Origin of the sequence: Planococcus wigleyi, assembly GCF_014836985.1 — a bacterium.
Taxonomy (GTDB): domain Bacteria; phylum Bacillota; class Bacilli; order Bacillales_A; family Planococcaceae; genus Planococcus; species Planococcus notacanthi.
In genome coordinates this window covers 262,074-285,480 of record NZ_JACSPU010000002.1, presented here as the reverse complement: position 1 = coordinate 285,480, position 23,407 = coordinate 262,074, and the positions used below count along the sequence as shown (strand labels likewise).

Annotated in this window: 25 protein-coding genes and 1 riboswitch; of the genes, 10 read left to right on the top strand and 15 right to left on the bottom strand. The window is 47.2% G+C overall.

Translation table 11 applies throughout. The annotated features are described in order from the left end of the window. Positions 1-50 precede the first annotated feature (50 nt). Both H9630_RS06945 and H9630_RS06940 read left to right on the top strand, forming a co-directional pair. Positions 51-1,004: a carbon-nitrogen hydrolase family protein gene (locus tag H9630_RS06945; RefSeq protein WP_191714774.1), complete on the top strand. Its 954-nt coding sequence runs from the start codon at positions 51-53 to the stop codon at positions 1,002-1,004. Positions 1,005-1,231: 227 nt separating this feature from the next. After that, on the top strand, positions 1,232-2,587 hold the full coding sequence (locus H9630_RS06940; protein WP_191714773.1) for a hypothetical protein: 1,356 nt from the start codon (positions 1,232-1,234) through the stop codon (positions 2,585-2,587). Between the two features lie 87 nt (positions 2,588-2,674). On the opposite strand, the gene H9630_RS06935 is transcribed toward H9630_RS06940, so the two are convergent. Beyond that, on the bottom strand, positions 2,675-3,211 hold the full coding sequence (locus tag H9630_RS06935) for a glutathione peroxidase (RefSeq protein ID WP_191714772.1): 537 nt from the start codon (positions 3,209-3,211) through the stop codon (positions 2,675-2,677). 422 nt (positions 3,212-3,633) lie between these two features. Here H9630_RS06935 and H9630_RS06930 point away from each other — a divergent pair, with 422 nt between their 5' ends. Further along, positions 3,634-5,913, top strand: coding sequence for a putative bifunctional diguanylate cyclase/phosphodiesterase (locus tag H9630_RS06930; RefSeq protein ID WP_225218422.1), 2,280 nt, complete (start codon positions 3,634-3,636; stop codon positions 5,911-5,913). Between the two features lie 110 nt (positions 5,914-6,023). On the opposite strand, the gene H9630_RS06925 is transcribed toward H9630_RS06930, so the two are convergent. The 10 genes from H9630_RS06925 to H9630_RS06880 all read right to left on the bottom strand — a co-directional run bounded on the left by H9630_RS06925 (position 6,024) and on the right by H9630_RS06880 (position 14,719). After that, complete coding sequence (locus H9630_RS06925; protein ID WP_191714770.1) at positions 6,024-6,431, bottom strand: hypothetical protein; 408 nt, start codon at positions 6,429-6,431, stop codon at positions 6,024-6,026. A 17-nt stretch (positions 6,432-6,448) separates the two neighbouring features. Further along, positions 6,449-7,054: a flavin reductase family protein gene (locus H9630_RS06920; RefSeq protein ID WP_191714769.1), complete on the bottom strand. Its 606-nt coding sequence runs from the start codon at positions 7,052-7,054 to the stop codon at positions 6,449-6,451. Positions 7,055-7,497: 443 nt separating this feature from the next. Beyond that, positions 7,498-8,040, bottom strand: a complete 543-nt coding sequence (locus H9630_RS06915) for an NADPH-dependent FMN reductase (protein WP_191715081.1) — start codon at positions 8,038-8,040, stop codon at positions 7,498-7,500. A 79-nt stretch (positions 8,041-8,119) separates the two neighbouring features. Further along, positions 8,120-9,103 (bottom strand): ring-cleaving dioxygenase, encoded by a 984-nt coding sequence (locus H9630_RS06910; RefSeq protein ID WP_191714768.1) that lies wholly within the window; start codon positions 9,101-9,103, stop codon positions 8,120-8,122. Positions 9,104-9,170: 67 nt separating this feature from the next. Continuing rightward, positions 9,171-9,605 carry a MarR family winged helix-turn-helix transcriptional regulator gene (locus H9630_RS06905; RefSeq protein ID WP_191714767.1) on the bottom strand — a complete coding sequence of 145 codons (435 nt, stop codon included), beginning with the start codon at positions 9,603-9,605 and terminating at the stop codon, positions 9,171-9,173. A 227-nt stretch (positions 9,606-9,832) separates the two neighbouring features. Further along, the gene (locus H9630_RS06900; RefSeq protein ID WP_191714766.1) at positions 9,833-10,171 is read right to left on the bottom strand and encodes an ArsR/SmtB family transcription factor; all 339 of its coding nucleotides are present in this window, start codon (positions 10,169-10,171) and stop codon (positions 9,833-9,835) included. Between the two features lie 28 nt (positions 10,172-10,199). Next, complete coding sequence (locus tag H9630_RS06895) at positions 10,200-11,960, bottom strand: SulP family inorganic anion transporter (protein ID WP_191714765.1); 1,761 nt, start codon at positions 11,958-11,960, stop codon at positions 10,200-10,202. Between the two features lie 204 nt (positions 11,961-12,164). After that, positions 12,165-12,728 (bottom strand): NADPH-dependent FMN reductase, encoded by a 564-nt coding sequence (locus H9630_RS06890; RefSeq protein ID WP_191714764.1) that lies wholly within the window; start codon positions 12,726-12,728, stop codon positions 12,165-12,167. Positions 12,729-12,874: 146 nt separating this feature from the next. Beyond that, positions 12,875-14,392, bottom strand: coding sequence for a glucose-6-phosphate dehydrogenase (gene zwf / locus H9630_RS06885; protein WP_318247986.1), 1,518 nt, complete (start codon positions 14,390-14,392; stop codon positions 12,875-12,877). A 126-nt stretch (positions 14,393-14,518) separates the two neighbouring features. Then, positions 14,519-14,719, bottom strand: coding sequence for a hypothetical protein (locus H9630_RS06880; RefSeq protein WP_191714763.1), 201 nt, complete (start codon positions 14,717-14,719; stop codon positions 14,519-14,521). Between the two features lie 140 nt (positions 14,720-14,859). Here H9630_RS06880 and hxlA point away from each other — a divergent pair, with 140 nt between their 5' ends. From hxlA to H9630_RS06855, 5 genes are all read left to right on the top strand, one after another. Next, positions 14,860-15,501, top strand: a complete 642-nt coding sequence (hxlA, locus tag H9630_RS06875) for a 3-hexulose-6-phosphate synthase (protein WP_191714762.1) — start codon at positions 14,860-14,862, stop codon at positions 15,499-15,501. 1 nt (position 15,502) lies between these two features. Next, positions 15,503-16,057 (top strand): 6-phospho-3-hexuloisomerase, encoded by a 555-nt coding sequence (hxlB, locus tag H9630_RS06870; RefSeq protein WP_191714761.1) that lies wholly within the window; start codon positions 15,503-15,505, stop codon positions 16,055-16,057. Between the two features lie 192 nt (positions 16,058-16,249). Beyond that, on the top strand, positions 16,250-16,870 hold the full coding sequence (locus H9630_RS06865) for a cyclase family protein (protein WP_191714760.1): 621 nt from the start codon (positions 16,250-16,252) through the stop codon (positions 16,868-16,870). Between the two features lie 45 nt (positions 16,871-16,915). Continuing rightward, positions 16,916-17,776: a Cof-type HAD-IIB family hydrolase gene (locus H9630_RS06860; protein WP_191714759.1), complete on the top strand. Its 861-nt coding sequence runs from the start codon at positions 16,916-16,918 to the stop codon at positions 17,774-17,776. Continuing rightward, positions 17,748-18,110 carry a winged helix-turn-helix transcriptional regulator gene (locus tag H9630_RS06855; protein ID WP_191714758.1) on the top strand — a complete coding sequence of 121 codons (363 nt, stop codon included), beginning with the start codon at positions 17,748-17,750 and terminating at the stop codon, positions 18,108-18,110. Before H9630_RS06860 ends, H9630_RS06855 begins: the two co-directional genes overlap by 29 nt. A gap of 256 nt (positions 18,111-18,366) precedes the next feature. On the opposite strand, the gene H9630_RS06850 is transcribed toward H9630_RS06855, so the two are convergent. Both H9630_RS06850 and H9630_RS06845 read right to left on the bottom strand, forming a co-directional pair. Further along, positions 18,367-19,326, bottom strand: coding sequence for a LacI family DNA-binding transcriptional regulator (locus tag H9630_RS06850; protein WP_191714757.1), 960 nt, complete (start codon positions 19,324-19,326; stop codon positions 18,367-18,369). Between the two features lie 26 nt (positions 19,327-19,352). After that, on the bottom strand, positions 19,353-19,913 hold the full coding sequence (locus H9630_RS06845; protein WP_191714756.1) for a TetR/AcrR family transcriptional regulator: 561 nt from the start codon (positions 19,911-19,913) through the stop codon (positions 19,353-19,355). 170 nt (positions 19,914-20,083) lie between these two features. Here H9630_RS06845 and H9630_RS06840 point away from each other — a divergent pair, with 170 nt between their 5' ends. Next, the gene (locus H9630_RS06840) at positions 20,084-21,013 is read left to right on the top strand and encodes a DsbA family protein (RefSeq protein WP_191714755.1); all 930 of its coding nucleotides are present in this window, start codon (positions 20,084-20,086) and stop codon (positions 21,011-21,013) included. A gap of 13 nt (positions 21,014-21,026) precedes the next feature. Next, on the top strand, positions 21,027-21,335 hold the full coding sequence (locus H9630_RS06835; RefSeq protein ID WP_191714754.1) for a monooxygenase: 309 nt from the start codon (positions 21,027-21,029) through the stop codon (positions 21,333-21,335). Positions 21,336-21,403: 68 nt separating this feature from the next. On the opposite strand, the gene bluB is transcribed toward H9630_RS06835, so the two are convergent. Further along, on the bottom strand, positions 21,404-22,054 hold the full coding sequence (gene bluB, locus H9630_RS06830; RefSeq protein ID WP_191714753.1) for a 5,6-dimethylbenzimidazole synthase: 651 nt from the start codon (positions 22,052-22,054) through the stop codon (positions 21,404-21,406). 18 nt (positions 22,055-22,072) lie between these two features. Then, positions 22,073-23,122 (bottom strand): nicotinate-nucleotide--dimethylbenzimidazole phosphoribosyltransferase, encoded by a 1,050-nt coding sequence (gene cobT / locus H9630_RS06825; protein ID WP_191714752.1) that lies wholly within the window; start codon positions 23,120-23,122, stop codon positions 22,073-22,075. Positions 23,123-23,208: 86 nt separating this feature from the next. Continuing rightward, positions 23,209-23,383, bottom strand: a riboswitch (cobalamin riboswitch). Between the last annotated feature and the right edge of the window lie 24 nt (positions 23,384-23,407).

The window sequence follows — 23,407 nt, the reverse complement described above, 5'->3', positions numbered from 1 at the left end:
GAATATTATAACAATGATAGAATGGAATAAGTTACGAAAGGATGAGATCGATGGAAAAAGACAAGAAATTCAAAGTAGCCGTCGTCCAAGCCGGCTCTGAAATCATGGACAAGGAAAAAGGCGTGTTGAAGACGGTTCGGTTAATCGAAGAAGCTGGAGCGCAAGGCGCAAAGATCATTGTTTTCCCTGAAGCGTTCATTCCCGCCTATCCGCGCGGCATGTCGTTTGGCGCCGTCGTCGGCAGCCGTTCCCCGGAAGGCCGTAAAGATTTCCGGCGCTATTGGGATAATTCCATCACCGTACCAGGCCCTGAAACAGAAACAATCGGCAAAGCGGCGAAGCAAGCAGATGCCTATGTTGTCATCGGCGTCATCGAAAAAGATACAGCCGGCAGCCAGGGTACTTTGTATTGCACAGCCCTGTTTTTCGGCCCCGATGGCGAACTGCTCGGCAAGCACCGCAAACTGAAACCGACGGGGTCCGAACGCTTGATTTGGGGCCAGGGAGACGGCAGCACGTTGCCGGTCTTTGATACACCGTACGGACGCCTCGGCGCCTTGATCTGCTGGGAGAATTACATGCCTCTGGCGCGTGCCGCCATGTACGAAAAAGGCATCCAGATTTACGTCATGCCCACTGCCGATGCGCGCGACACATGGACAGCCACCGTTCGCCATGTGGCTGCAGAAGGCCGCTGCTTCGTGCTGTCCTGCAACCAGTACTCGACAAAATCCATGTATCCTGAAGAAATCTCATCCCGGGATGAATTCAAAGATTTGCCTGAGGAAATGTCCCGAGGCGGCAGTTGTATCGCCGGACCGTTGGGAGAATTGATCGTAGAGCCGGTGTACGGAGAAGAAACGATCCTCTATGCCGAACTCGACCTGGACCAAATCGCTGAAAGCCAGTTCGACTTTGACGTCTCCGGCCATTATTCACGTCCGGATGTTTTTCAGCTGAGTGTGAATGAGAAGGAACAGAAGACGGTGGTTTGGAGAGAATAACATTTACCTTCTTCACTTCTAATTTACGCAATAGACAGACAAACCGCCTTTACTTGATTAAGGCGGTTTATTTGATGACATGATTTACAAGCATATACCAACCGAGCTGGTCTTTTCTAATAATTTAGTGTTCCTTTAATCATCGATGCATTTCCCAAGACGCCCTGGAATTTTTCTGTCAAACTGAGTAAAACCAGACTGCAGTGTCTTGCAAAGGAGTCCTCTCTATGAAACCGGCTATCCGTCCTCTCACCACCTTGCTTATGGGAGGCATCTACTTGCTGTCATTCTTCATCCCTATCCCTTATGCACCTTTTTTGATCAGCCTGTTTGCGCTGGCCGTACTCGTTTCCTATTTCCCGACACTGCCGCGGATGCCTAAAATCCTGATTTCGGTGCTGTTTGCTGTCGGATTATTGTTGGAACCAACCTCAGCAGGCATCCGGGAATTTTTCATGGCGCTTCAGACCAACATCAACTTGCTGGCGATTTTCATTTTCGTCCCGTTGCTGTCCGTTCCGATTCAGCAAGGCCAGTACCTGAAATACATAGAAGTCATTTTTGCTCACTACATCAAAAAAACACATCAACTTTACCTGTTCTCGACCGTCGCTGCCGGCAGCATCGGAGCCGTCATGAATGTCGGAACCTTGCCGATCCTCTACGACCTGACCGACACGCCTTCTTTCAAGCCGTTTGATGAAGTCCGTCTGAAAGCATTGAGCAGAGGATTCGTCATGGCATTCATGTGGTCGCCCTATTTCATTTCCATGGCATTGGTGCTTTCCTATTTCGAGGTCAGCTGGCTGCAGCTTTTCCCGATTGGCCTTGCCATCACCGTAATCATGATGGCTCTCGGATTTTGGAATGAACGAAGAAAAAGCCGGCCCATCCCTGAAGCCTCTTCGATAAAGAGTACGGTCCCATTGAAGCTTGCGAAACGCAAAGTGTTTGAACTCGCGTTAATCCTGCTGGCCGTCACTGCGATGATTCTCGTCATCGAAAATCTGACTGAGTTGTCAGTATTGACGATTGTTCCTTTAGCGGCGATTGCGGTCTCTTTCGTATGGTCATTGTTGTTGGGCACACCGCGGGAGCTAATTGAAAACCTGCAAGGCTATGCGAGCGGAAAAATCGCTTCAATGGGCAATGAATTATCGATTTTCATTATGGCTGGCGCATTCGGCACCGCGCTTCTGAACAACGGAGCCGATGATTGGATCCGTTACCTTCTCGAGAGCTTGAACATCACCCATGTCCTGCTGCTGCTCCCGGTCATGGCAGTGCTGATGTCCATCCCGTCCTGGATCGGCATCCATCCCATCATTACCGCAACCATCCTGGCCATCACCTTGAGCAACTCCCCGCTATTTGCGGAAGACCATCTGTATTTGGGCGTCGGCTTGTTCGCCAGCTGGATGCTGGCCATTATGACCTCACCGTTTTCAGGGTTGAATCTGTTGCTCGCCGCCATCAGCAGAAAGTCATCCATCTATATCGCCTTTAAGATGAATTTCACATTCGCCTTGCTGATCTGGCTGATTTCCTATGCCGTCATTTCCCTATTGTATGCCATTCTTTAAATGAAGCTGAAACAAATCAAAAAGCACAGCCAAGGCGGGATTTAAACCCGTTTCGGCTGTGCTTTTCTGTTCATCTTGCTATGTCTTTTATTGAGATTCTTCCAATAATTGTTCAATGACCTGTTCCATCGCTTTCGGCTTCACAGTTGGTGCAAAACGGTGGACGACATTTCCTTTACGGTCGACCAGGAATTTGGTGAAGTTCCACTGGATGTCGGAACTTTCCAGCATGTCGCGGTCTTCTTTCTGCAAGGCGCCGGCTTCATCGAATTCTGCATCCCCTGGCGCTTTGCTGCGCAAGTACTCGTAAATCGGGTGGGCGCTTTCGCCATTCACTTCGATTTTTTGGGAAAGAGGGAAACTGACGCCATAGTTGACGGAGCAGAATTCCGAAATTTCCTCATCCGTTCCCGGCTCCTGACCGCCGAACTGGTCACACGGGAAACCGACAATCTGCAATCCTTTTTCCTTATGGGTTTTGTACAGCTCTTCCAATTCTTCGTATTGGGGAGTCAATCCGCATTTGCTGGCGGTATTGACGATCAAAAGAACGTCCCCTTTAAAAGTCTCAAGTGGCATTTCTTCCCCGTTCGATAATGTTGTCTGGAATGAATAAATCGACATTGAATATCCTCCTTTTGCAAGCTTCGGGAATTTCGCGCTTTTTCCGGCTGCTGAAAACCCAGGCCCGCTGCATTTTCTGCATATAGACCTAGTATCCCGTTTTTCGGGTACAGTTACAAACTTACTGTTTCATTGCCAAGTCGGTTTTTCTTTCAAGATTTCCTTTCCACTCTCCAGAAATTGTTATTATCTGTAAACACACTGTTCCTTTATAGGAGGAACTTGTCTATACTAGAGGAAATATTAATAAATTCAGAATTCGGCATTCTATTCTTTTCAGACCTAATGAGGTGAAAACTATCGCTCTTTCCAAAATCCAGAAGCTGTTCATCTATTGCAGTTTCATTTATATCTTATTTTACTATGCTTGGACTTTACTTGGTTCGGACAGCAGCATTATGCCTCTGTCGGGAATCAGCCTTATGTCCTGGCTGATCCCCTTGGTTCCTGTAATTGCCGGAACGGTCTTATTCATGGTCTTTTTGAAATCTTCCAGCAAGGACCGCTATTTTTGGTTATTGACGTCACTCGGATGTTACAGCTTTTCAGTCGCCGAAGGCATTTGGTTCTATAGCCGTAATATTGCACATGTGGAAGTCAGCTATCCCGGATGGGCTGACCTGTTTTTCTTCCTTCAAATCTTTTTTTACATAGCAGCTTTCGCTTACCAGCTTGGACAAAGGAAGGAAAACTCCTATCAGATTAAATTTCTTTTCGATATGGCCATTATTATCGCCGTATCCACAGCCTTAAGCTGGCATTTTCTGATCCAACCTTTAATAGAAGAAGTTTCTGTATCTCCCATTCTTTTCGCTGTATCCATCAGTTATCCGATTGGAGATTTGCTCTTATTGTTTGGTGCCGTCAGTTTCTACATCGGTTCTGCTTACTTTTTTCCGCGCCGGGTACTGTGCTTGATTGCAGCGAGCTTAATCGTTCAAGTTCTGGCAGATACCGCTTATCTCTTTTCAACTGCTAACGGCGGGTATAGTTCCGGCAGTATTTACGATCCATTATGGTCTCTCGGCCTGCTGTTGATGGCTCTCGCCGGTTTGTATGCACTGGAACATACAGAAGCACCGCCCCAAAAAGTTGCCGAACGGATCGACGAAGGACAGATTTCCCTGCGCTTGCTGCTCCCTTATTTCAGCCTTGTTCTGCTGTTTATCATCATGATTTTTGAACAAAAAGGAGACATGAACGGCTTAATCGCAGGAGCTGGCGTTTCAGTCATTCTCATTATCACTAGACAAATCTTCACTTTGCGGGATAACCGAAAATTACTGGCCAGCTACCATCAACTGACCTCTGTTCTCGAGCACAAAGTGGAGCAACGCACAGAGGAAGTCACTTCCAAAAATGATCTGCTGGAAAAAGCCGTCGACCAAATGAAACACATGGCTTACCATGACGCATTGAGCGGCCTGCCGAACAGAAGGCTCTATCTCGAGAAGCTGGAAAGCGCCTTGACGGCTGCCAGTCAGACTTCCCAGAAACTCGCTGTAGTGTTCATTGATTTGGACCGCTTTAAGAACGTCAATGATACATTCGGCCATGAATTCGGTGATTTGCTGCTGCAGGAATTCGCCCAAAAACTGCAGGAAAACCTGCGTTCCAACGATACCATTTCCCGGCAGGGCGGCGACGAATTCACATTGATTTTGAATAATTTCCATTCCCAGCAAGATATGGTGCCTTTGATCCGAAGGCTGCAGTCAGCTCTTGAAAAACCCCTGACCATCCAGGGACAGGAATTGCATGTCTCCATGAGCATCGGCATTGCCGTTTATCCGGAAGACGGCGAAACGCCGGATGAACTGTTGAAAAATGCAGACAATGCGATGTATAACGCCAAGGAAAAAGGCAAAAACAATTTTCAGTTCTTTTCGGATGACATGGCCTTTATCGCTTCCCGAAAAATTGCACTCGAAAATGAGCTGCGCCGGGCTATCGCGAAAGAAGAGTTCATCCTGCATTACCAGCCGCAGATCCAAGCCGCAACAGGTGATATCATCGGCATGGAAGCCTTGATCCGCTGGCAGACTCCAGCGGGCAAAACCATTTCTCCTGGAGAATTCATTCCACTCGCGGAAGAAACCCGCCTGATTCTTCCCATGGGCGAATGGATGCTTTCTACAGCCTGTAAGCAAGCCAAACTATGGCATGACTCAGGTTACTCCCAACTGAAACTGGCCGTGAATTTATCGCCCCTGCAATTTCTTGACGATGAGTTGATGAGCATGATCCGCCAGACACTTGAAAAAACCGGCTTTCCGGCGTCTTCACTGGAATTGGAGATTACGGAAGGCGTCGCTGTCGACGATGCGGAAAAAGCTATTTCCCGAATGCAGAAATTGAGAAGATTGGGTGTCCGCATTGCCATCGATGATTTCGGCACTGGCTACTCGTCGCTCAATTACTTGAAGCGGTTCCCGCTGAATCACTTGAAAATTGCCCAGCCGTTCGTCCAGGATATGGCTTCCAACCCTTACGATAGGGCACTTGTCGAAGCCATGATTTTCCTTGCCCACAGCTTGGACATGTCAGTCGTAGCCGAAGGGGTGGAAACCGAAGAACAAGTGGCGTTGCTGAAGAAACTGGGCTGTGACGAAATCCAGGGGTATTACTACAGCCGGCCGCTGACAGCCGAACAATTTAGGGGCCTGCTTGTGAATGGATTGCATTCTGTCAGATCAATTTAAACGAAAAAAGCAGTTGAGAAATCAACTGCTTTTATTATTCAACTCTTCTTTAATCAACACCTGTTTTTCGAACCCAAACCGATTTTCTTGTCGTTGCTGTGAAATGGGAATTATTTTACGAACCGCACTAGTGTCTTTTCGGGCATTTCAAGTTGTTCCACATCAAAACCACCCAGCTGCAAGGTAATTTCCCCAGCGCGGTCGTCGTCCTCTTCCCCAATCCAGCAGCTGTAAAGTTCAAAGAAATCCCCTTCACTGAGATGGTTCTCCATAATTTCACACAACCGCATCAGTTTCACTTTAGACTCCATAGACGTTTCCCGGGAAATACCTGCAGAAATCTCGATTCCCCAATCGGTGGAAACCTCGTATATAAATGGAGTCGAAAATTGATGTTTTTTTACAGCCTCCCGATTGTATATTTCCGAAAAGCAATTGCCGATGTGGATGAGATCCTCCGAATCTTCATCTGTTTCGGGTATTTCGATGTTGCAGCCGATGTAACTTGCCAGACTCATCTGTTTCACCCCGTTTTCTATTTCGGCCGATCCAATGAAAAAATTTCACCCATCGCTGCATAACTGGATCCGGCTAAACGGCTGACGGCATCCAGTCCTCTTGGATCGATGCGGCCATTTTCATAAATGGCTTCGTCCACATGGAACTGGACGATTTCACCGATGAACAAATCACTGCCCGGACCGTCGCCGCCAAACGGGACAGACTGCACCAAACGGCATTCCATACGGATTTTTGATTCCTTGACGCCCGGCACCGATACTCTAGTGCTCGGCACTTTTGTCAGCCCCGCCATGTCCACTTCACTTTCCGAAGGCGGCAAAGAAGCGGCGGTTTCATTGATTTTCCCGACGTTGTCCCGGTCCACGATATGCACCACAAATTCACCGTTTCCGTAAATATTGCGTGCCGTGTCTTTCCACTCGCCTGTTGGCCGCTGAATCGATACAGAAACCATCGGCGGATTGGAGGAGACGATGTTGAAATAACTGAACGGTGCGCCATTGACGACGCCCTCTTCTGACTGTGTGGTGACGAAGGCGATGGGCCGCGGGATGATCGAACCGACCAACAGCTTGTAATTGTCGCGTTCCTTGTTTTGTTCCGGATCAATTGAAATCATGTTTATCTGCTCCTTTGCTGGCGGGATGTCTTGTATGAATAAGCATGTGAAAGAATACGATAAGCTATTCATCTATTCCATTCCCTCTATTTCTCCATTGTAGCGAAAAAAAACAGAATGTGCGGGTATTCCTGCACATTCTGTGATTATATAAGTTGAACTAGAGAACTAGAGAAATAGCATATAAAATGCTTTGGCACTATGAACAAAGCTCCCGCCAATCAGCGGCCGCGCCGGCGTTGAGAGAAATCTCTAAAGATATGGAGCAAAACAGCGAAGACCATACCCGTCTCCATAGCGTAGCTTTTAAAACCGTGCTCCTTCGTGCTGCGCACTACGTCGCAAAGACATTCTCCTCGCAAGCTACGGCTAATGTCTTCGCAGCTGTTTTGCGGAATATCGACTATGTTGCATTATTACTTCAACTTATATAGTTAAAAAAACTAGCGGATGGTTTTCAACGCTGTTGACCATGGGATGACCTGATCAAGCATTTGGTTTACTGAATCTGCTTGGACCGGCGCTGCTTTCAGTTCGGCTCCGTTTTCGAAATCCGTGAACAGGGACAATGCCGGATGGACGCGTACATCCGCTACGGACAATTCACCCAAGATGCCCCGCAAGTGTTCTGCAGCGCGTGCGCCGCCGACTGAACCGTAGGATACGATGCCTGCCGCTTTGTTGTTCCATTCCACACGCAGGTAATCGAGTGCGTTCTTCAGCGATCCCGTGATCGAGTGGTTGTATTCCTGTGCGATGAAGACAAAGCCGTCTTGTTTCGCGACTGCTTCAGACCATGCTGCTGCGCCTGATGCGTCTCCGCCGTTTTCGCCTAAAAGCGGCAATTTATAGTCAGCGATGTCGATGATTGTATAGTTCGCGTCTCCGCGTTTGTCTGCCAATTCTTTGACCCAGTTCCCTACCTGTGGGCTTAAGCGCCCTTCTCTTGTTGATCCTAAGATGATGCCGATGTTCAATTTTTCCATTGTCGTTTCCTCCTGTTGTTGTTCTGTTTGTTGTTTGCCGAATAATTTACTGAAAATGCTCAAGTTTATTTTCCCCTTTTTACAGATATTCTTTTTCGATGGTGCGCTTGCTTCGTACGGTATCAATCGGACGGACCAGTTTCTCGATCTGGTCGCGTTTCGGTTCCAAAAATGGCGGCAAGGATAAGTTTTCCCCTAAGGTTTCGTAAGGCTCATCGCCCATGAAGCCTGGTCCGTCTGTAGCCCATTCGAACAGGATGCCTTGTGCTACACGTACATACAGCGACTCGAAGAAGAAACGGTCGACATAGCCGGATGTATTGAAGCCAAGATTTTGCATACGGTCGATCCATTCCTGCAAGACGCTGGTATCGGCTACACGGAATGCGGCATGATGGACGGTGCCGAAGCCCTGCTGCCCCTGCGGAAGCAATTTGTTGTGCTCGACGATCACCTGCGCACCGTTTCCGCCTTCGCCTACTTCGAATAAATAGAAGGAACCTTCTTTTGCGACTTGGCGCATCAGCATGGCTTTTTCCAATACTTCCTTGAAATAATCGAATTCCGCAATGCGGATATGGATCGGGCCGAGTCCGGTGATGGCGAACTCCAGCGGAACCGGGCCGTTCTGCCACGGTGTTCCGGATGCCACGCCTTCATTGTGCTCATCCGACACCAGCATGTATTGCTGGTCATCGAAATCGACGAAGGAAATGGTTTTCTTGCCGAATACCTCTTGGATGCCTTTGTGTTTCACGTCGTATTTATCAAAGCGTTTAATCCAGTAAGCCAATGCTTCGTCGGTCGGTACGCGGAAAGCCGTTTTGTAGATTTCATTCGTGCCGTGAGTGCCTTTCGGGATGTTCGGGAAATCAAAGAAGGTCATATCCGTTCCGGCCGAACCTTTGTCATCGGCAAAGAATAAATGATAGGTCTGGATATCGTCCTGGTTCACAGTTTTCTTGACCAGACGCATGCCCAGGACGTAGGTGAAAAATTCGTAGTTCTTTTCTGCACTGCTGGTGATGGCGGTTACGTGGTGGATTCCTTTTAATTCGTTCATAATAAATCTCTCCTCGTTGTGTAAGTATTGTCATTATCTCGATTTCGAGATATAGGATTAAAAAAATTTAAACACGCTGTGATTGGTAGCCGATCTTTTTGACCGCCTCAATCATCTCTTCCATTTCCTGCTGTTCCATACCCTCAAATGCCTGATTGATCACTTGTTCGTGCTTCGGAAAAATCTCATCCATCAATTGCCGGCCCCGATCGGTCAATTCCGCAAATGTCACGCGCCGGTCTTCCGGACACGCCTGCCGGACGACGTATTGTTTTGTTTCCAGTTTATCGATGACGTACGTGATGCTGCTGCTGGCAATCAACACTTTTTTGCCGATCAGTTGAATCGGTTGTCTGCCCCGGTGGTAAAGCAATTCCAATACCGAGAATTCAGTCGGGTTCAAACCGTATTGTGCAACGTCCTTTTTGATCAATTCATGAAGAGCGTCAGCGGCTCGAACGAGTACAGTCAATGCTTTCAAATTGAGATTTGGCATATTCATGCGTTTCACCTCATTTACTCTTAATTAATATATCTTTAATTCGAGATAATCATAACATGTGTATTTGGGGGAGTCAATCATTTGAGCTGAATTATCTTTTTTGCTCTGTGAACAAACATCTATACCTACATTTCCGCTTTTTACTCCATATAAAAAAAGGAAATGGGCACGCTCTCCCCACTTCCTTTTTATCGGTGGCTTACTAAAAGCCTCTCTGTTCTCTTTTTTCATTCTGCTTTATCTGTGTAATTGAGCCGGTCCAATATGGTAATGGTTTCCGATAGCTGGTTGTTGAAAATTTTCTTCGCCACATCCAATAATTCGATGATCATCGGATCCCGCAATGAATAAATGACCCGGTTTCCTTCTTTGCTGCCTGTGACGATGTTCTTCGACCTTAAGACGGTCAACTGCTGCGAGACGGTCGAGCCTTCGCTTTCCGCGAGTTGTTGGATTTCATTGACACTTTTAGCCCCTTCGGCTAAAATCTCCAGAATCCGAATGCGAAGCGGGTGTGCCAGTGCTTTAAAAAACTCAGATTTAAACTGCTGCATTTCCATGTCCAAATTCTATCCCTTCCTTTCTATAGCTATTTCAAGTTTTCTTCACCCCTGCTGTTTCCGGTTTGCGGAACTCCAATCCAGCCGAAAGAGCCGTACATTCCTTAAAGGCAAAATGTTGGCAGCCCAGACATTTGTTTCTGTCGAGCTTGTTTAATGAAAAGTCGATGGCTTCGCCGGTATGTTCAAAGAAATGCTCTTCTCCAGTATAGCCATACAACCCTGTTTTTTTCATTACACTAATGGGATGCGGTTTCATGCCGGAGATCACAACTGTTCCGTGTTTTGAAAAATCTTTGATGATGCTCGATAAATAGGATTCGCCGGTTGTATCCATATAAGGCACTTTTCCCATTCTGAGCATCAGCACATTGGGCTTGTAGTTGATCGTATTCATAATGGATTGTTCGAAAGCTTGGGCAGAACCGAAAAAGAGCGGCCCTTCCACATTATAGATGCTGATCTGCGGACAATCGTGGATATCCGTCACCATATGGGTCGCCATTTTTTCGTCTTTATGGTTCGGGTCCGGCAACGCTTTGGCTGTGACCAACAGTTCGCTCATTTGCTTGGTGAACAAAATGACAGCGAATAATAACCCGACTTGAACAGCGACGGTCAGACTGACAAAAACAGTCAATAAAAAAGTGGCAGCCAAAACCAGGGAATCCGCGGTTTTCATTTTCAGAAGATCGATGAATGTATGTCTTTCACTCATATTCCAGGCAACAATCATCAGTACAGGCGCCATGCTGGCGAGTGGAATTACTGAAGCATAAGGGGCAAAAAGCAAGAGAACCAGCAGAACAACCACGCCATGGATGACACCAGAAAAAGGAGAAACGGCCCCATTTTTGATATTGGTGGCTGTCCGGGCGATGGCACCGGTAGCGGGAATTCCCCCGAATAAAGGAGTGACCATATTCGCGATTCCTTGTCCTACCAGCTCCCGGTTGCTGTTGTGTTTGCTGCCGCTCATGCCATCTGCAACGACAGCGGACAGTAAGGATTCGATTCCGCCCAACATGGCAATGACGAAAGCGGGGCCGATCAGCAGCTGAATCCGTTCGAAAGTGATTTCTGGAAACTGAAATTTTGGGAGGGAGTTTGAGATTTCCCCGAAAGTCGAACCGATCGTAGCCATTTCACCTGCAAAAAAAACACTCGCTACTACCGTGGAAACGAGTAAACCGATTAAAGGACCTGGAACTTTCGGGATAAATTTAGGTGTCACCAGCATAGTCGCAAGGCAAACAGCGGCAATTATAACGCTGTTGACGTTAATCGTACCAATGTGCAGGAAGATTTCTTTTGCGTTTGCCAGAAACGATTCATGCTTTTTCACATCGGTCAATCCCAGGAAGTTTGCAATCTGCCCGACGAAAATAATGACGGCAATCCCTGAGGTGAAGCCGATTGTGACTGGTCGGGGGATGTATTGGATCAACGAACCCAGTTTAAAGATTCCCATGAAGAGCAGGATGATGCCGGCCATAAAGCCTGCCAGCAGCAGGCTTTCGTAGCCGTAGGCAATGACGATGGCAAATAGCACCGGGATAAAGGCTCCGGTAGGTCCGCCGATTTGAAATTTCGATCCACCGAACAGCGATATCAAAATTCCGGCAATGATGGTGGTGTAGATCCCGTATTCCGGATTCACTCCGGAAGCGATGGCAAAAGCCATCCCTAATGGAATTGCTATTACCCCCACTACAAGGCCCGATAAAAGGTCTTTTTTAAAGCTTTGGAATGAATAGCCCGCGTACCTTCCAGTAAACATCGACTTTTTTTCCATATGAAAGACCTTCTTTTCTCCTTTTATAGTATATCTGATTATTTGAATATTGATTAAACCAAATATACTCCTTACAAAACTTTTTGTCAACTTGCCGGATGTTCCACTAATCGGTGTTCAAGCATTCCTGCTATCATTCATCAAAAAAGAGCGATCCGCATGTTCCGGATCGCTCTCTGTCATCTTTTATAATAGGTTATCGATTTACTTATTCCGAAGAGGTTCAAACGCATTCGTCCAGGCATTGACCTGATCGAGCAGCGTCGTGACCGAACCTTCGTGGACATCCGCCGGTTTGAATTCGTTCATATTGACGAAATCCGTGAACAGGGACATCGCGGGATGCGCTCTGACTGTAGCCACTTGCAGTTCAGCCATGATAATACGGAGGGCTTCGGCTGCCCGTACTCCACCTGACGAGCCGTAGCTGACGATGCCTGCCGCTTTGTTGTTCCATTCCACGTAAAGATAATCGATGGCATTTTTCAAGGCCGATGTCACACCGTGATTGTACTCGGGGCAAATGAAAACATAACCATCAAGCTCCGCAATTTTTTTAGACCACGGAATCGCTTCAGGGGTCTGGTAATCCTGGCTGTAGGCTGCCGAAATCGGCTCTGCGTACATCGGCAGATTATATTCCTTCAGATCCACGATTTCGTATTCAGCGTCCCCGCGTTTGTCCGCAATGCTTTTGACCCATTCCGCAACCTGTACGCTATTGCGTCCCGGGCGTGTGCTTCCTGTGATGATACCGATCTTCGTCATGGATAAATTCCTCCTCAATTTGTGATGCTGCCTTAGCTCTGTGAACTTTCACTCCTTGATGCCTCTTTATCATAAGACAAATAACTCTCGGTTTCAAACCAATTGCTTGAATATTCCGCCAAACGCCAGCAGTGCAGCGATTTTTCTTACCACCACTTATATTGATCGGCCGTCAATAATTCATTCGCAACTATCGGTCCCCTTGAACCTGCGGGATAGAAATGCAAAGGCAGCAAATCTTCGTTGAACGCTTCCAATACCGGTTGAATCCAGTTCCATGACAACTCCACTTCTTGCCAGTCAGCAAAAAATGTCGAGTTGCCGCGCAATGCGTCATACAGCAGCAACTCATATGCTTCCGGCTGGTCTTTTGAATTGCTGGACAAACTGGTCCAAACAGGATTGAAGCGATTATTAGAAGCATCTTTTAAATTTATGCGCAGCGAAATGCTTTCATTCGGACTGATTTCAAGCATCACCAAATTGGGCGAGGTTCCCTGCAGCCCCCTTGTATCCATCGCCTTGTTCTCAAACTCGATGACGATTTGTGTGGACTTTGCATTCATTCGCTTGCCTGTTCGTATATAAAAAGGGATTCCTTTCCACGACGGGTGATCGATGGCGATTCGTGCGGCAAAATAAGTGTCGTTCTTCGACAGCTCATCGACTCCTGGCTCTTCCCTGTATCCAGCAACTGGCGCCCCTTCAATCTCTCCAGGTTCGTATTGCCCACGGACGATGGTGCGGTGTGCATGTTCCTTCAAGATCGGTTGAAGAGATTCTATGATGTCGGTCTTTTTAATGCCGCTGTTATTTCCCGTGAGGCTGTCCGGCAAGTGAATGGCGGTCATCATCACCAATTGCAGAAGGTGGTTCTGGACCATATCGCGTACAGCTCCTGCCTGATCGTAATAATCAGCCCGGCTTTCCACTCCTACTGTTTCGCTTGCCGTAATTTGGACATTTGAAATTTCTTCATGATTCAGCAGCGATCCCAAGACCGGATTCGCTAAAACCAGGGTTCTCAGATTCTGAACCATCGGCTTGCCAAGATAGTGGTCAATTCTGTAGATTTCATCTTCGTTGAACACTTTTCTCAAATTCTGATTTAATGCTCTTGCCGTTTCCAAGTTTCGTCCAAATGGTTTTTCGACAATGAGGCGTTTCCATCCTTTGCCTTGCGTAATTCCGCTTGTATAAAGGCCGGAAGCAATCACATCGATCAGGCGCGGTGCCACAGACAGATAAAACAGCCGGTTTTGTGGAATGTCCAGTTCATTTTCTCTTTTTTCAACAAGTTCGTGCAATTGGCGATAAGCTTCTTTTTCCGTTGCATCGAATATGCAATACCGGAATTTCTTTAAGAAATCCGGCAAAGATCCGCTTTGAACGGTTCTGCGGGAGTACGCATAGAGTGCTTGTTCCACTTTTTCTTGAAATACCTTATCTGAATAATTCCTTCTGCCCAACCCTATGATCGACATCGTTTCCGGTAATTTCTCATCCAGATATAAATTATAAAGCGCAGGAAACAGTTTTCGTTGAGCTAAATCTCCTGTGGCGCCGAACAAAACAAAAGTCATGCCTTCCATTGACCATTCGTTTTGGAATTCAACTGATGCATCTTTTAAATCGAATCCTTCTGTCTGACTCTCGTTGTCCATATATTGAATCCTCCCACTTTATCAGCCATGGCTTTCACACCTATCTGATTATCGCAACAGGTTTCAGTATAAGGACTTGCCTACTTTTATGATAGTACGCAGTTTAGCAGCACATAGTGAGAAATACTATACCGTCTCCCTTACGCTCTGAAAAGCAGACGGCTGGGACAAGCGGAACTTGTTCACCTTCCCTGCGCCAGCTCCTTTGCAACCCTGCCGCCCGAACTCTTCGCCTGCATCTTTCCTGCAGGCTGGTTCCCCGCCTAATTGGATTGCTGTTGAAAAGCGCTTAGGAGAATCGTCGACTTCATCCAATCGCAGCAGCATTGACGCCCCGCCTAACCCAAGCAGGACCTGATAGTATACAATTTGTCAGTATGTGCGATTAAAGTGCGTACTTCACATAATCAACAGCAAGGCTTACACTGAGCGGGAAGCAAAATCAAAAAACGAGGAGATACACATATATGAAATTACAATTGGCATTAGATTTAGTAGACATTCCACAAGCAATCGAATTAGTTAAAGAAGTAGAGGCATTTATCGATATCGTTGAAATCGGAACGCCGGTCATCAACAAAGAAGGCCTAAAAGCCGTTTCAGAAATGAAAGCAGCCTTTCCGAATCTGGAAGTTCTCGCAGATGTGAAAATCATGGACGCGGCAGCTTATGAAGTGTCGAATGCGGTTGCTGCAGGAGCAGATATCGTTACAATCCTTGGACAAGCAGAAGATTCATCCATTAAAGGCGCAGTTGAAGAAGCTAAAAAAACAGGCAAGAAAATCCTGGTTGATATGATTGCCGTCAAAGATATCAAAACACGTGCGGCAGAACTTGACCTGCTTGGCGCGGATTACATCTGTGTACACACTGGATACGACTTGCAGGCAGAAGGCAAAGATTCATTTGAAGACCTGCGCACCATCAAAAGCGTCGTGAAAAATGCCCGTATAGCCATTGCAGGCGGCATCAAACTGGAGACATTGCCTGAAGTGATCAAAGCACAACCTGACCTGATCATCGTCGGCGGCGGCATCACAAGCAAAGAAGACAAAGGCGCAGAAGCTGAGAAAATCCAACAGTTGATCAAAGAAAGCGTAACGGTATAACATGAACACCACAGGCTTCGCCGATGAAATATTGGATGAACTGAAACAGACCCTCACGCTCATTGATGACGCACAAGCCGAAAAACTGGTGGCTGGCATCCTGCAGGCAAAAAAAATATTTGTGGCAGGCGGCGGCCGCTCCGGCTTTATGGCGAAAGCATTCGTCATGCGCATGATGCATGTGGGACTGGATGCATATGTGGTAGGGGAAACGGTAACTCCGAATCTGGAACCTGATGATATTTTCATCGTCGGTTCCGGTTCCGGCGAAACCCAAAGCCTTGTTGCCATGACGAAAAAAGCGAAAGCCATCGGGGCAACGGTAGTGGCCATCACCATAAATCCGGAGTCTGCAATCGGCAGCCTCGGGGACATCGTGATTGAAATACCGGCTCAAGCGAAAGCGGACGGCGAAAGCGGCAAATCCATTCAACCGATGGGCTCCCTGTTCGAGCAATCGCTTCTCCTTTTCTACGATGCGGTGATTCTAAGGTTTATGGATAAAAAAGGGCTGAAATCCGACACCATGTACGGCAGACACGCCAATTTAGAATGAAAACCAATAAGCCTGAGCCTGAAGTCATTTCGGCTCAGGCTTATTTTCATTGTTCAGCGAGATACAGGGACGATCCACCGGTCGTTATTGCAATGTTGCGGACTCAAGAGCTTTCACTGGACAGACATGTAAATAACATGCCAATGTGAACGTACTGCTTAAAATAATGTGCGCAACGAAAGGATGGAAGAAATGAAAATGTATGATGTAACAGGTACCATCTACGAAGGAATGGCCGTCTATAAGGACAAACCGGAAAAACAGCCAAAAATAAACCCGCGGACAAACGGCTATGTAACTGAAACGCGCCTGGAGATGGATGTCCATACCGGGACCCATATCGATGCCCCGCTTCATATGATTGTGGATGGAGAAACGTTTGAATCGATTCCGTTGGATAAACTTGTCGGAAAATGCAAAGTCTTGGATTTGACCGCAACAGAGAAAGGCATTTCAAAAGCGGATCTGGAAAGATTCGAGCTCGAAAAAGATGACTTTGTTCTATTTAAAACGAAAAACTCATTTGACGAAAATTTCAATTTTGATTTCATTTTTCTTGCGGAAGACGGCGCAGACTATCTGTCCCAAGTGGGGATTCGCGGAGTTGGAATAGACGCACTTGGCATCGAACGAAGCCAGGAAGGCCATCCGACGCATAAAACTTTATTTGCCCATGACATCATCATCATAGAAGGTTTGGCTTTAAAGGAAGTCCAGCAAGGCGAATACTTCATGGTGGCGGCGCCATTAAAATTAACGGGTACGGATGCTTCACCTGCCCGAGTTCTGCTGTTTGATGAACTGAATTTTTAATCGCTTCAGAAAGCAGGATAAAAAGAAACTTCAAGGAGAGAGCCCATGTATAAAATGATAGCAATCGATCTTGACGGCACGCTGCTCACGGATGAGTTGACCATTTCACCGAATACCGCGGCGACCATCCAAAAAGCGATCCGAATGGGAACCGTGGTAACGATTGCGACGGGGAGGATGTTTTCATCCGCTAAATTGATTGCCGAGCAGTTGGGGATCCATGCCCCGCTGATCACCTACCAAGGTGCTATGATCAGAATCGCAGGCGAAGCGGAAGCATTGTATGAACGCCCGGTCTCCCCTGATATTGCAGAAAAACTGCTCACAATCGCCCGTGAGAAAAATATTCACCTGCAAGTCTACCAAGACGACATTCTTTACGGTGCTGCAGAAACAGACAAGCTGATTGCTTATGCGAATGCCGTCCAAGTTCCGTATACGATAGAGCCGGACCTAATCGCGCTGGCTCAAAAAGGATTTACGAAATTGCTCTTTATTGACGAGCCGGAAGTTTTGGATCCCCTGCAAAAGGAATTGCAGTTATTATTCGGGGAGTCCGCCTATATCGCAAAATCAAAGAGAACTTACCTGGAAGTAACACATCCGGAAGCCAATAAAGGAAGCGCCCTTTTTTTCTTGGCGAACGAGTTGGGCATCGACCGTTCAGAAATCATCGGCATCGGCGACAACCACAACGATGCTGAACTGTTGAAGGCAGCCGGTTTCGGCATCGCCATGGGAAATGCTGTCCAGGAAGTAAAAGACATGGCGGATTATATTTCCCTCTCGAACAATGACGAAGGTGTAATGCACGCCATCGATAAATTCATTTTGGAACCGGCAAACGCTGGAAAAATACTGGAAGGAAGCGAAGAACATGCCCAACTTGGGAGAAAAAAGCTTTAATTGCGAAAAAGAACTGACCCTTTCCATCATCGGCGGAAAGTGGAAGATGCTGATCCTGTGGCATTTGGGCAAAGAAGGAACAAAACGGTTCGGCGAACTGAAAAACCTGATGCCGGGCATTACGCAGCGCATGCTGGTGACTCAATTGCGCGAACTGGAAGAACACCTGATTGTGCACCGCGAAATCTATCCGGTCGTTCCGCCGAAAGTGGAATACTCCCTCACCGACCAAGGAAGAACCCTCATTCCCATTCTTGACTCGATGTATGAATGGGGCAAGGATTATATGGAACATAATCTAGGTACGACAGTGGAAAGCAAACAGAACGTGTAAACGAAAAAAGGCGGATCGCAAGTAAGATGCGATTCGCCTTATTTATTTGAGTGCGATCCTCAAAAGAATTACAGGAATCTCCTTGACCTGAGAACGATATCATACCGTATGCTGAAAACAAGAAGCAGCTTTCGTTGATTTGTGGCAGTTGGAGATGTCTTTTGTGAGTGTAACCCTTTCCGGGGCATGATTGCACCAGACTCTTTGCCATTACTGTTTAACGATCACGCTGCTTTTTGTCGTATACAAAAGCTCTTCAAACAGTCCGCCTTTCAATCAAGCGGACGGCAACTTCTTCGTGTGACATCTCTTTTGATAAGGTCTGGCCGAACAGAAGCTGGCCGATGGAATTCAAAGGGATGCCGATGGTGGTGATGTCCATCGCTTTGGCGATTGGGTGATTATCGAATCCGATGATCGCCAAATCTTCTGGAATGGAGATGCCGTATTTGGAGCTGGCAATCACAATGCCAGCCGCTACTTGATCACTCGTTGCCAGCAGAGCTGTCGGACGGTGCTGAAGCTGTGAAAACCGTTCTAATATGCGTTCACCGTCTTCCAGGTACAGACAATCCCTCACCATATATTCTTCATGATAAGGTAAGCCCTTCATTTTCAGAAAATCCTGGTATGCCTGTTCACGGTATCTGCTGTTTGTGCCGTCGGATCGATTGATGGAGAACCCAATCTCCCGATGCCCCTTGTCATACAGATGAGCCAATGCGTTCATAAAACAGGTGTAATGATCGACGAAGGTGTAACTCAACGGCGTAGTTCCGCCATTTTCGAATAGCACGATCATGCCGTATTGGCGATAGCGCTCGATGATCTCCAGCGAAACTTTCCTCGAACAAATGATCAGGCTGTCGATTTGCTTGAGCTTCAACATCTCCAACGCTTCCATTTCCTGGCCTTCATGATAACCGGTCTGGTAAAGAACCAGCTTATAGTGATGGCTTGCTGCCGCTTGAGAGATCCCTTGTATCAATTGCGAAAAATACGGATGATCCACGATGGGCAGCACGACTCCCACCAGGTTTGTTTTGCCTTTTTTCAAATTGATGGCATTGATGTTTTGGATATATCCCGTTTCTGCAATGGCCTTTTCCACCGCTTCTACTTTTTCCTTCTTCACATATGGATGGTTATTCAACACACGTGAAACAGTCGCAACAGAAACGCCTGCTATTCTGGCAATATCCTGGATGCTTGCCATCCCATCGCCTCCCCACTTTTCATTCCTTACTTATTAAAATGAATGCCATGCTCGATATAAGGGACAGCCGCTTTGATGAATTCTTCCGGAGAGGCTTGGCTGTTCCTTTTCCATTCCACCGATGCCCCGTAGATTCCCCAACTGAGCATGACCGCAGTAGTTTTAAGGGCTCCTTCTTGCCCGATTCCCTTTTGCTTCACCAATAGTTTATGGAACAGGACTTCGAGCTGCTCCCGTATAATCCGGGCGATGGTATCTTCGTATCCCCGGTGGCACCGGTTCGAGAGGGAGGTTTGGAAATTGGTGACCGCTTCGAAGATTTTGACGAATGTCTCTTCGTTCAATTCATCGTTCCGGTAAGTGTCTGAATCCAGATTCACCAATAAAACTTCCGATAAGGCCTTCTCCAATAAATCGTATATATCCTCGAAATGGTGATAGAACGTCGCCCGGTTAATCATGGCTTCGGCTGTGATGTCTTTTACCGTAATATCCTTGAACTCTTTTCCTTCTGAAAGCGTGATGAAGGAATCCATAATCAATTTACGGGTTCGGATCACGCGTGGGTCCGTCTTGGTTTGCGTCATTCGCCTTTCACTCCTTTTCCGACAATTTCCGGAATGTGTTGCATAAGCGACAAATCACCGGAACTATTGGTGTTGATTGCTTTCATTATGGCTTAAGATCGAATTGTAAAGCAAATAAGCTAACCGAAAACAATCAGCTACACCCAATTTAGCAGGAGGAGGAAATAAAAATGAAAAATAACAATATGATGTGTGATATCGAAACAGGCATTTGCGGAGTTGCAGAAGAAGAGGAAACCGGACTCATTGATTTCAGTAAGCCTCAAAAATCAGTTACCCTTTATTATGTAACAGATCCGATCTGTTCCCATTGCTGGGCCATCGAACCGGTGATGCGCCGATTCACAGAACAGTACGGTGAACATTTCAACTTCCAGACCGTGATGGGCGGCTTGCTGGAAAAATGGCATGACGGGCCCATCGATCCTGCAAATGGCATCTATAAGCCAGCCGACGTCGCAGGCCATTGGAGAGAAGTCGGCGACCATTCAAGAATGCCGATTGACGGAACATTGATGATCGACAACCCTGTCCAGTCGTCTTATCCCCCTTCCCGCGTCTTTAAAGTGATTCAGGAAGTCCATAGCGAAGCCAAGGCGAACGAATACTTGCGGCGCGCAAGAGAAGCCCTTTTCGCATTCAACCAAAACATTTCAGAGGCTTCCGTTATGATCGACATCGTCAATCAAATGGGCCTTGATGGTGAAGCCATTGTGCAGCAGGCAGAACAACCAGCCGGACAACAGGCATTGAATGAAGATTTTGCATTGGCCAGAAGTTTGGGTGCCCGTGGCTTCCCTTCCATCATCATGGTCAATGAAGACAACAAAGGCGTCAAACTTGTCGGCGGCCGGCCGTTCGAATCCTATGTGGAAGGCTTGAAGCAAGTGCTGAATCAGGAAGATCTGCAAGCCAAGCCGCAACCTGCACTTTCTCAGCTGCTGGAAAAAGAACAACTGCTGTTTTCCAAGGAAATTGAAGTGATGTACGATGTGGAACCAACAGAGATAAATGCATTTATTGAAAAAGAACTCGCCCCTGGCCGTTATCAGGCTCATAAAATTTTAGGGGAATCCTATTTCACAACAGCCACAAAATAAGGAGGAAAACGACATGGCATATATCCTGCAAGTAGATTTTCAGATGGACGGCCCTTTCGGAGATGAAATGGCAGAAGCGTTTACAGAACTGGCGAAAAGCATCAACCAGGAAGAGGGCTTTCTATGGAAGATTTGGACTGAAAATCCGGAAACAAAAGAAGCCGGCGGCATTTATCTTTTTGAAACAAAAGAGACCGCTGAAAAATACGTAGATATGCACACCAACCGCTTAGCAGGGTTTGGCATTTCACCGGTCCATGCCAAGATTTTCGAAGTCAATTCTGCACTGACGGAAATCAATAAAGGCTTGGTCAATCAGTAAAAAATACAGGTATAAATTAAAAAAGAACAGGAGACGCGTTTGGATACGCGTTGCCTGTTCTTTTTCATTTATGCGTTTAGTTTCCCACTCCATTTATCCTCAAAGACCAGGTTTTCTAACGAACGCCTTTTTTCCCATCCCGCTGCTTCCAAAATCGGTTTGTCGGGATAATCTTGCGTATAGCCAAGCGACAGAAGGGCGATCGGATCGACATGCGGCGGAATGTCCAGGATGTCCCGGACGTCGTTTTTCTTATAGAAGCTTACCCAGCCCATCGCTAAGCCTTCTGCACAGGCAGCCAACCACATATTTTGGATGGCACAGGCCGTAGATAAAGCGTCTGTTTCAGGAATGGAATTGCGCCCCAGGACATGAGAGCCGCCTCTTGTCGGATCACAAGTTACACAAATCGTTACGGGCGCCTGCTTTATGCCTTCTACTTTCAATCCGAGAAACTTGTTTTCTTTCTCCCCTTCGTAATGAATGGCCAGTGCCCGCCGCTCCTTATCTGCGGCCCAGGCCAGCTTTTCTTTTGTTTCAGATGAAGATACGATAATGAAATTCCAGGGTTGCATGAATCCTACGGACGGCGCATGGTGTGCAGCCTCCAGAATAGTGGTGATCAGTTCTTCCGGGACAGGCGTCGGCAAAAAGCTGCGAATATCTCTTCTAGTGTAAATTGCTTTATATACACCTCTTTTTTCTTCTTCAGTAAACATCTTTTTCTCCTCTCTTCATCAAATCTTAAGGCCAACTTCCGAAAACGTGGCCATTTCTTTCATTATCCGGCAGGCCGCATCTACAAGTGGGAATGCTAAAGCGGCGCCCGACCCTTCACCTAAACACATCTCCATATGCAGCACCGGCTGGATGCCCAGCAATTCACTTGCTTTTTTCCCGCCCGGTTCAGCGCTTGCATGCGAAGCAATCAGGTAATGTTTCACTTTCGGTTCGATCGACACCGCTATCAGCGCCGCAATGGTGGAGATGTACCCATCCAGTACAACCGGCACGCGGTTTGCTGCCGCTCCGATCATGACACCTGCCATGCCGCCGATTTCCAGTCCACCGACTTTGGCCAAAACGTCGATGGCATTGTCTTTATCCGGCCGGTTCGTTTCAATCGCTTTCTTAATGACTTGGGCTTTATGCGAGATTCCTCCACTGCCGACGCCTGCACCTTTGCCGGTAATCTCTTCAGATGGAATGTTTCCAAGCACCGATAAAATGGCGGTGCTTGGCGTGGTGTTGCCGATGCCCATTTCGCCGGTCCCCAGCAGATTGGCGCCTTTTTGGATTTCCGCTTCTGCAATGGCAATCCCCGTTTCCAGCGAGCGGATCGCTTCTTCTATCGTCATCGCCGGCCCTGTCGCAATATTGCCTGCGCCTTGCCTGATTTTCCGGCCGATCACCCCTGCATCATTCGGAAAGTCTCCTTTAACGCCGATGTCGACGGTGACCACTTCCGCTCCCGCTGTTTTCGCCAAAACTCCGACTCCGGTGATGCCTTTTGCGATGAACATCGTTTGCGCATATGTCACTTCCTGCGGGTTGGAAGAAATCCCTTCCTCATAAACGCCGTGGTCGGCAGCCATCACGATAATCGCTTTTCGATCAAACTCTGGATACAACACTCCCGAAATCCCGGACAATTGCACAGCGAGTTCCTCCAGCTTTCCGAGACTGTGCGGTGGCTTGATCAGACTGTCCACCCGCTCCCGCGCTTTCTCCATCATTTCCTGGTCCAACTCTTCAATACGCTCCATTGTTTGCTGCAATACATTCATCCTTCTCTTCCCCTTTCTGAATTCAAAAGAAAAAGCCTCCAGTTTATTTGCGTGAACAAATAAACTAAAGACTTTTCCATGATCTATCAGCAGAACGTAAGCAGGCAGGTCTCCTGGCTCCGGATCACCGTTTTACAGGCCTTCCCGGACCAATCTCCAGTGGCAAATCTGTAAAACTCCCCGTTACAGTGGCGGGACCGCTGAAGATTTTCACTTCATTCCCTATTCTCCCCGAAGGGCACCTGTTACGGTTATTCAATTATTCTTTCATTTAGCTTACCGCAA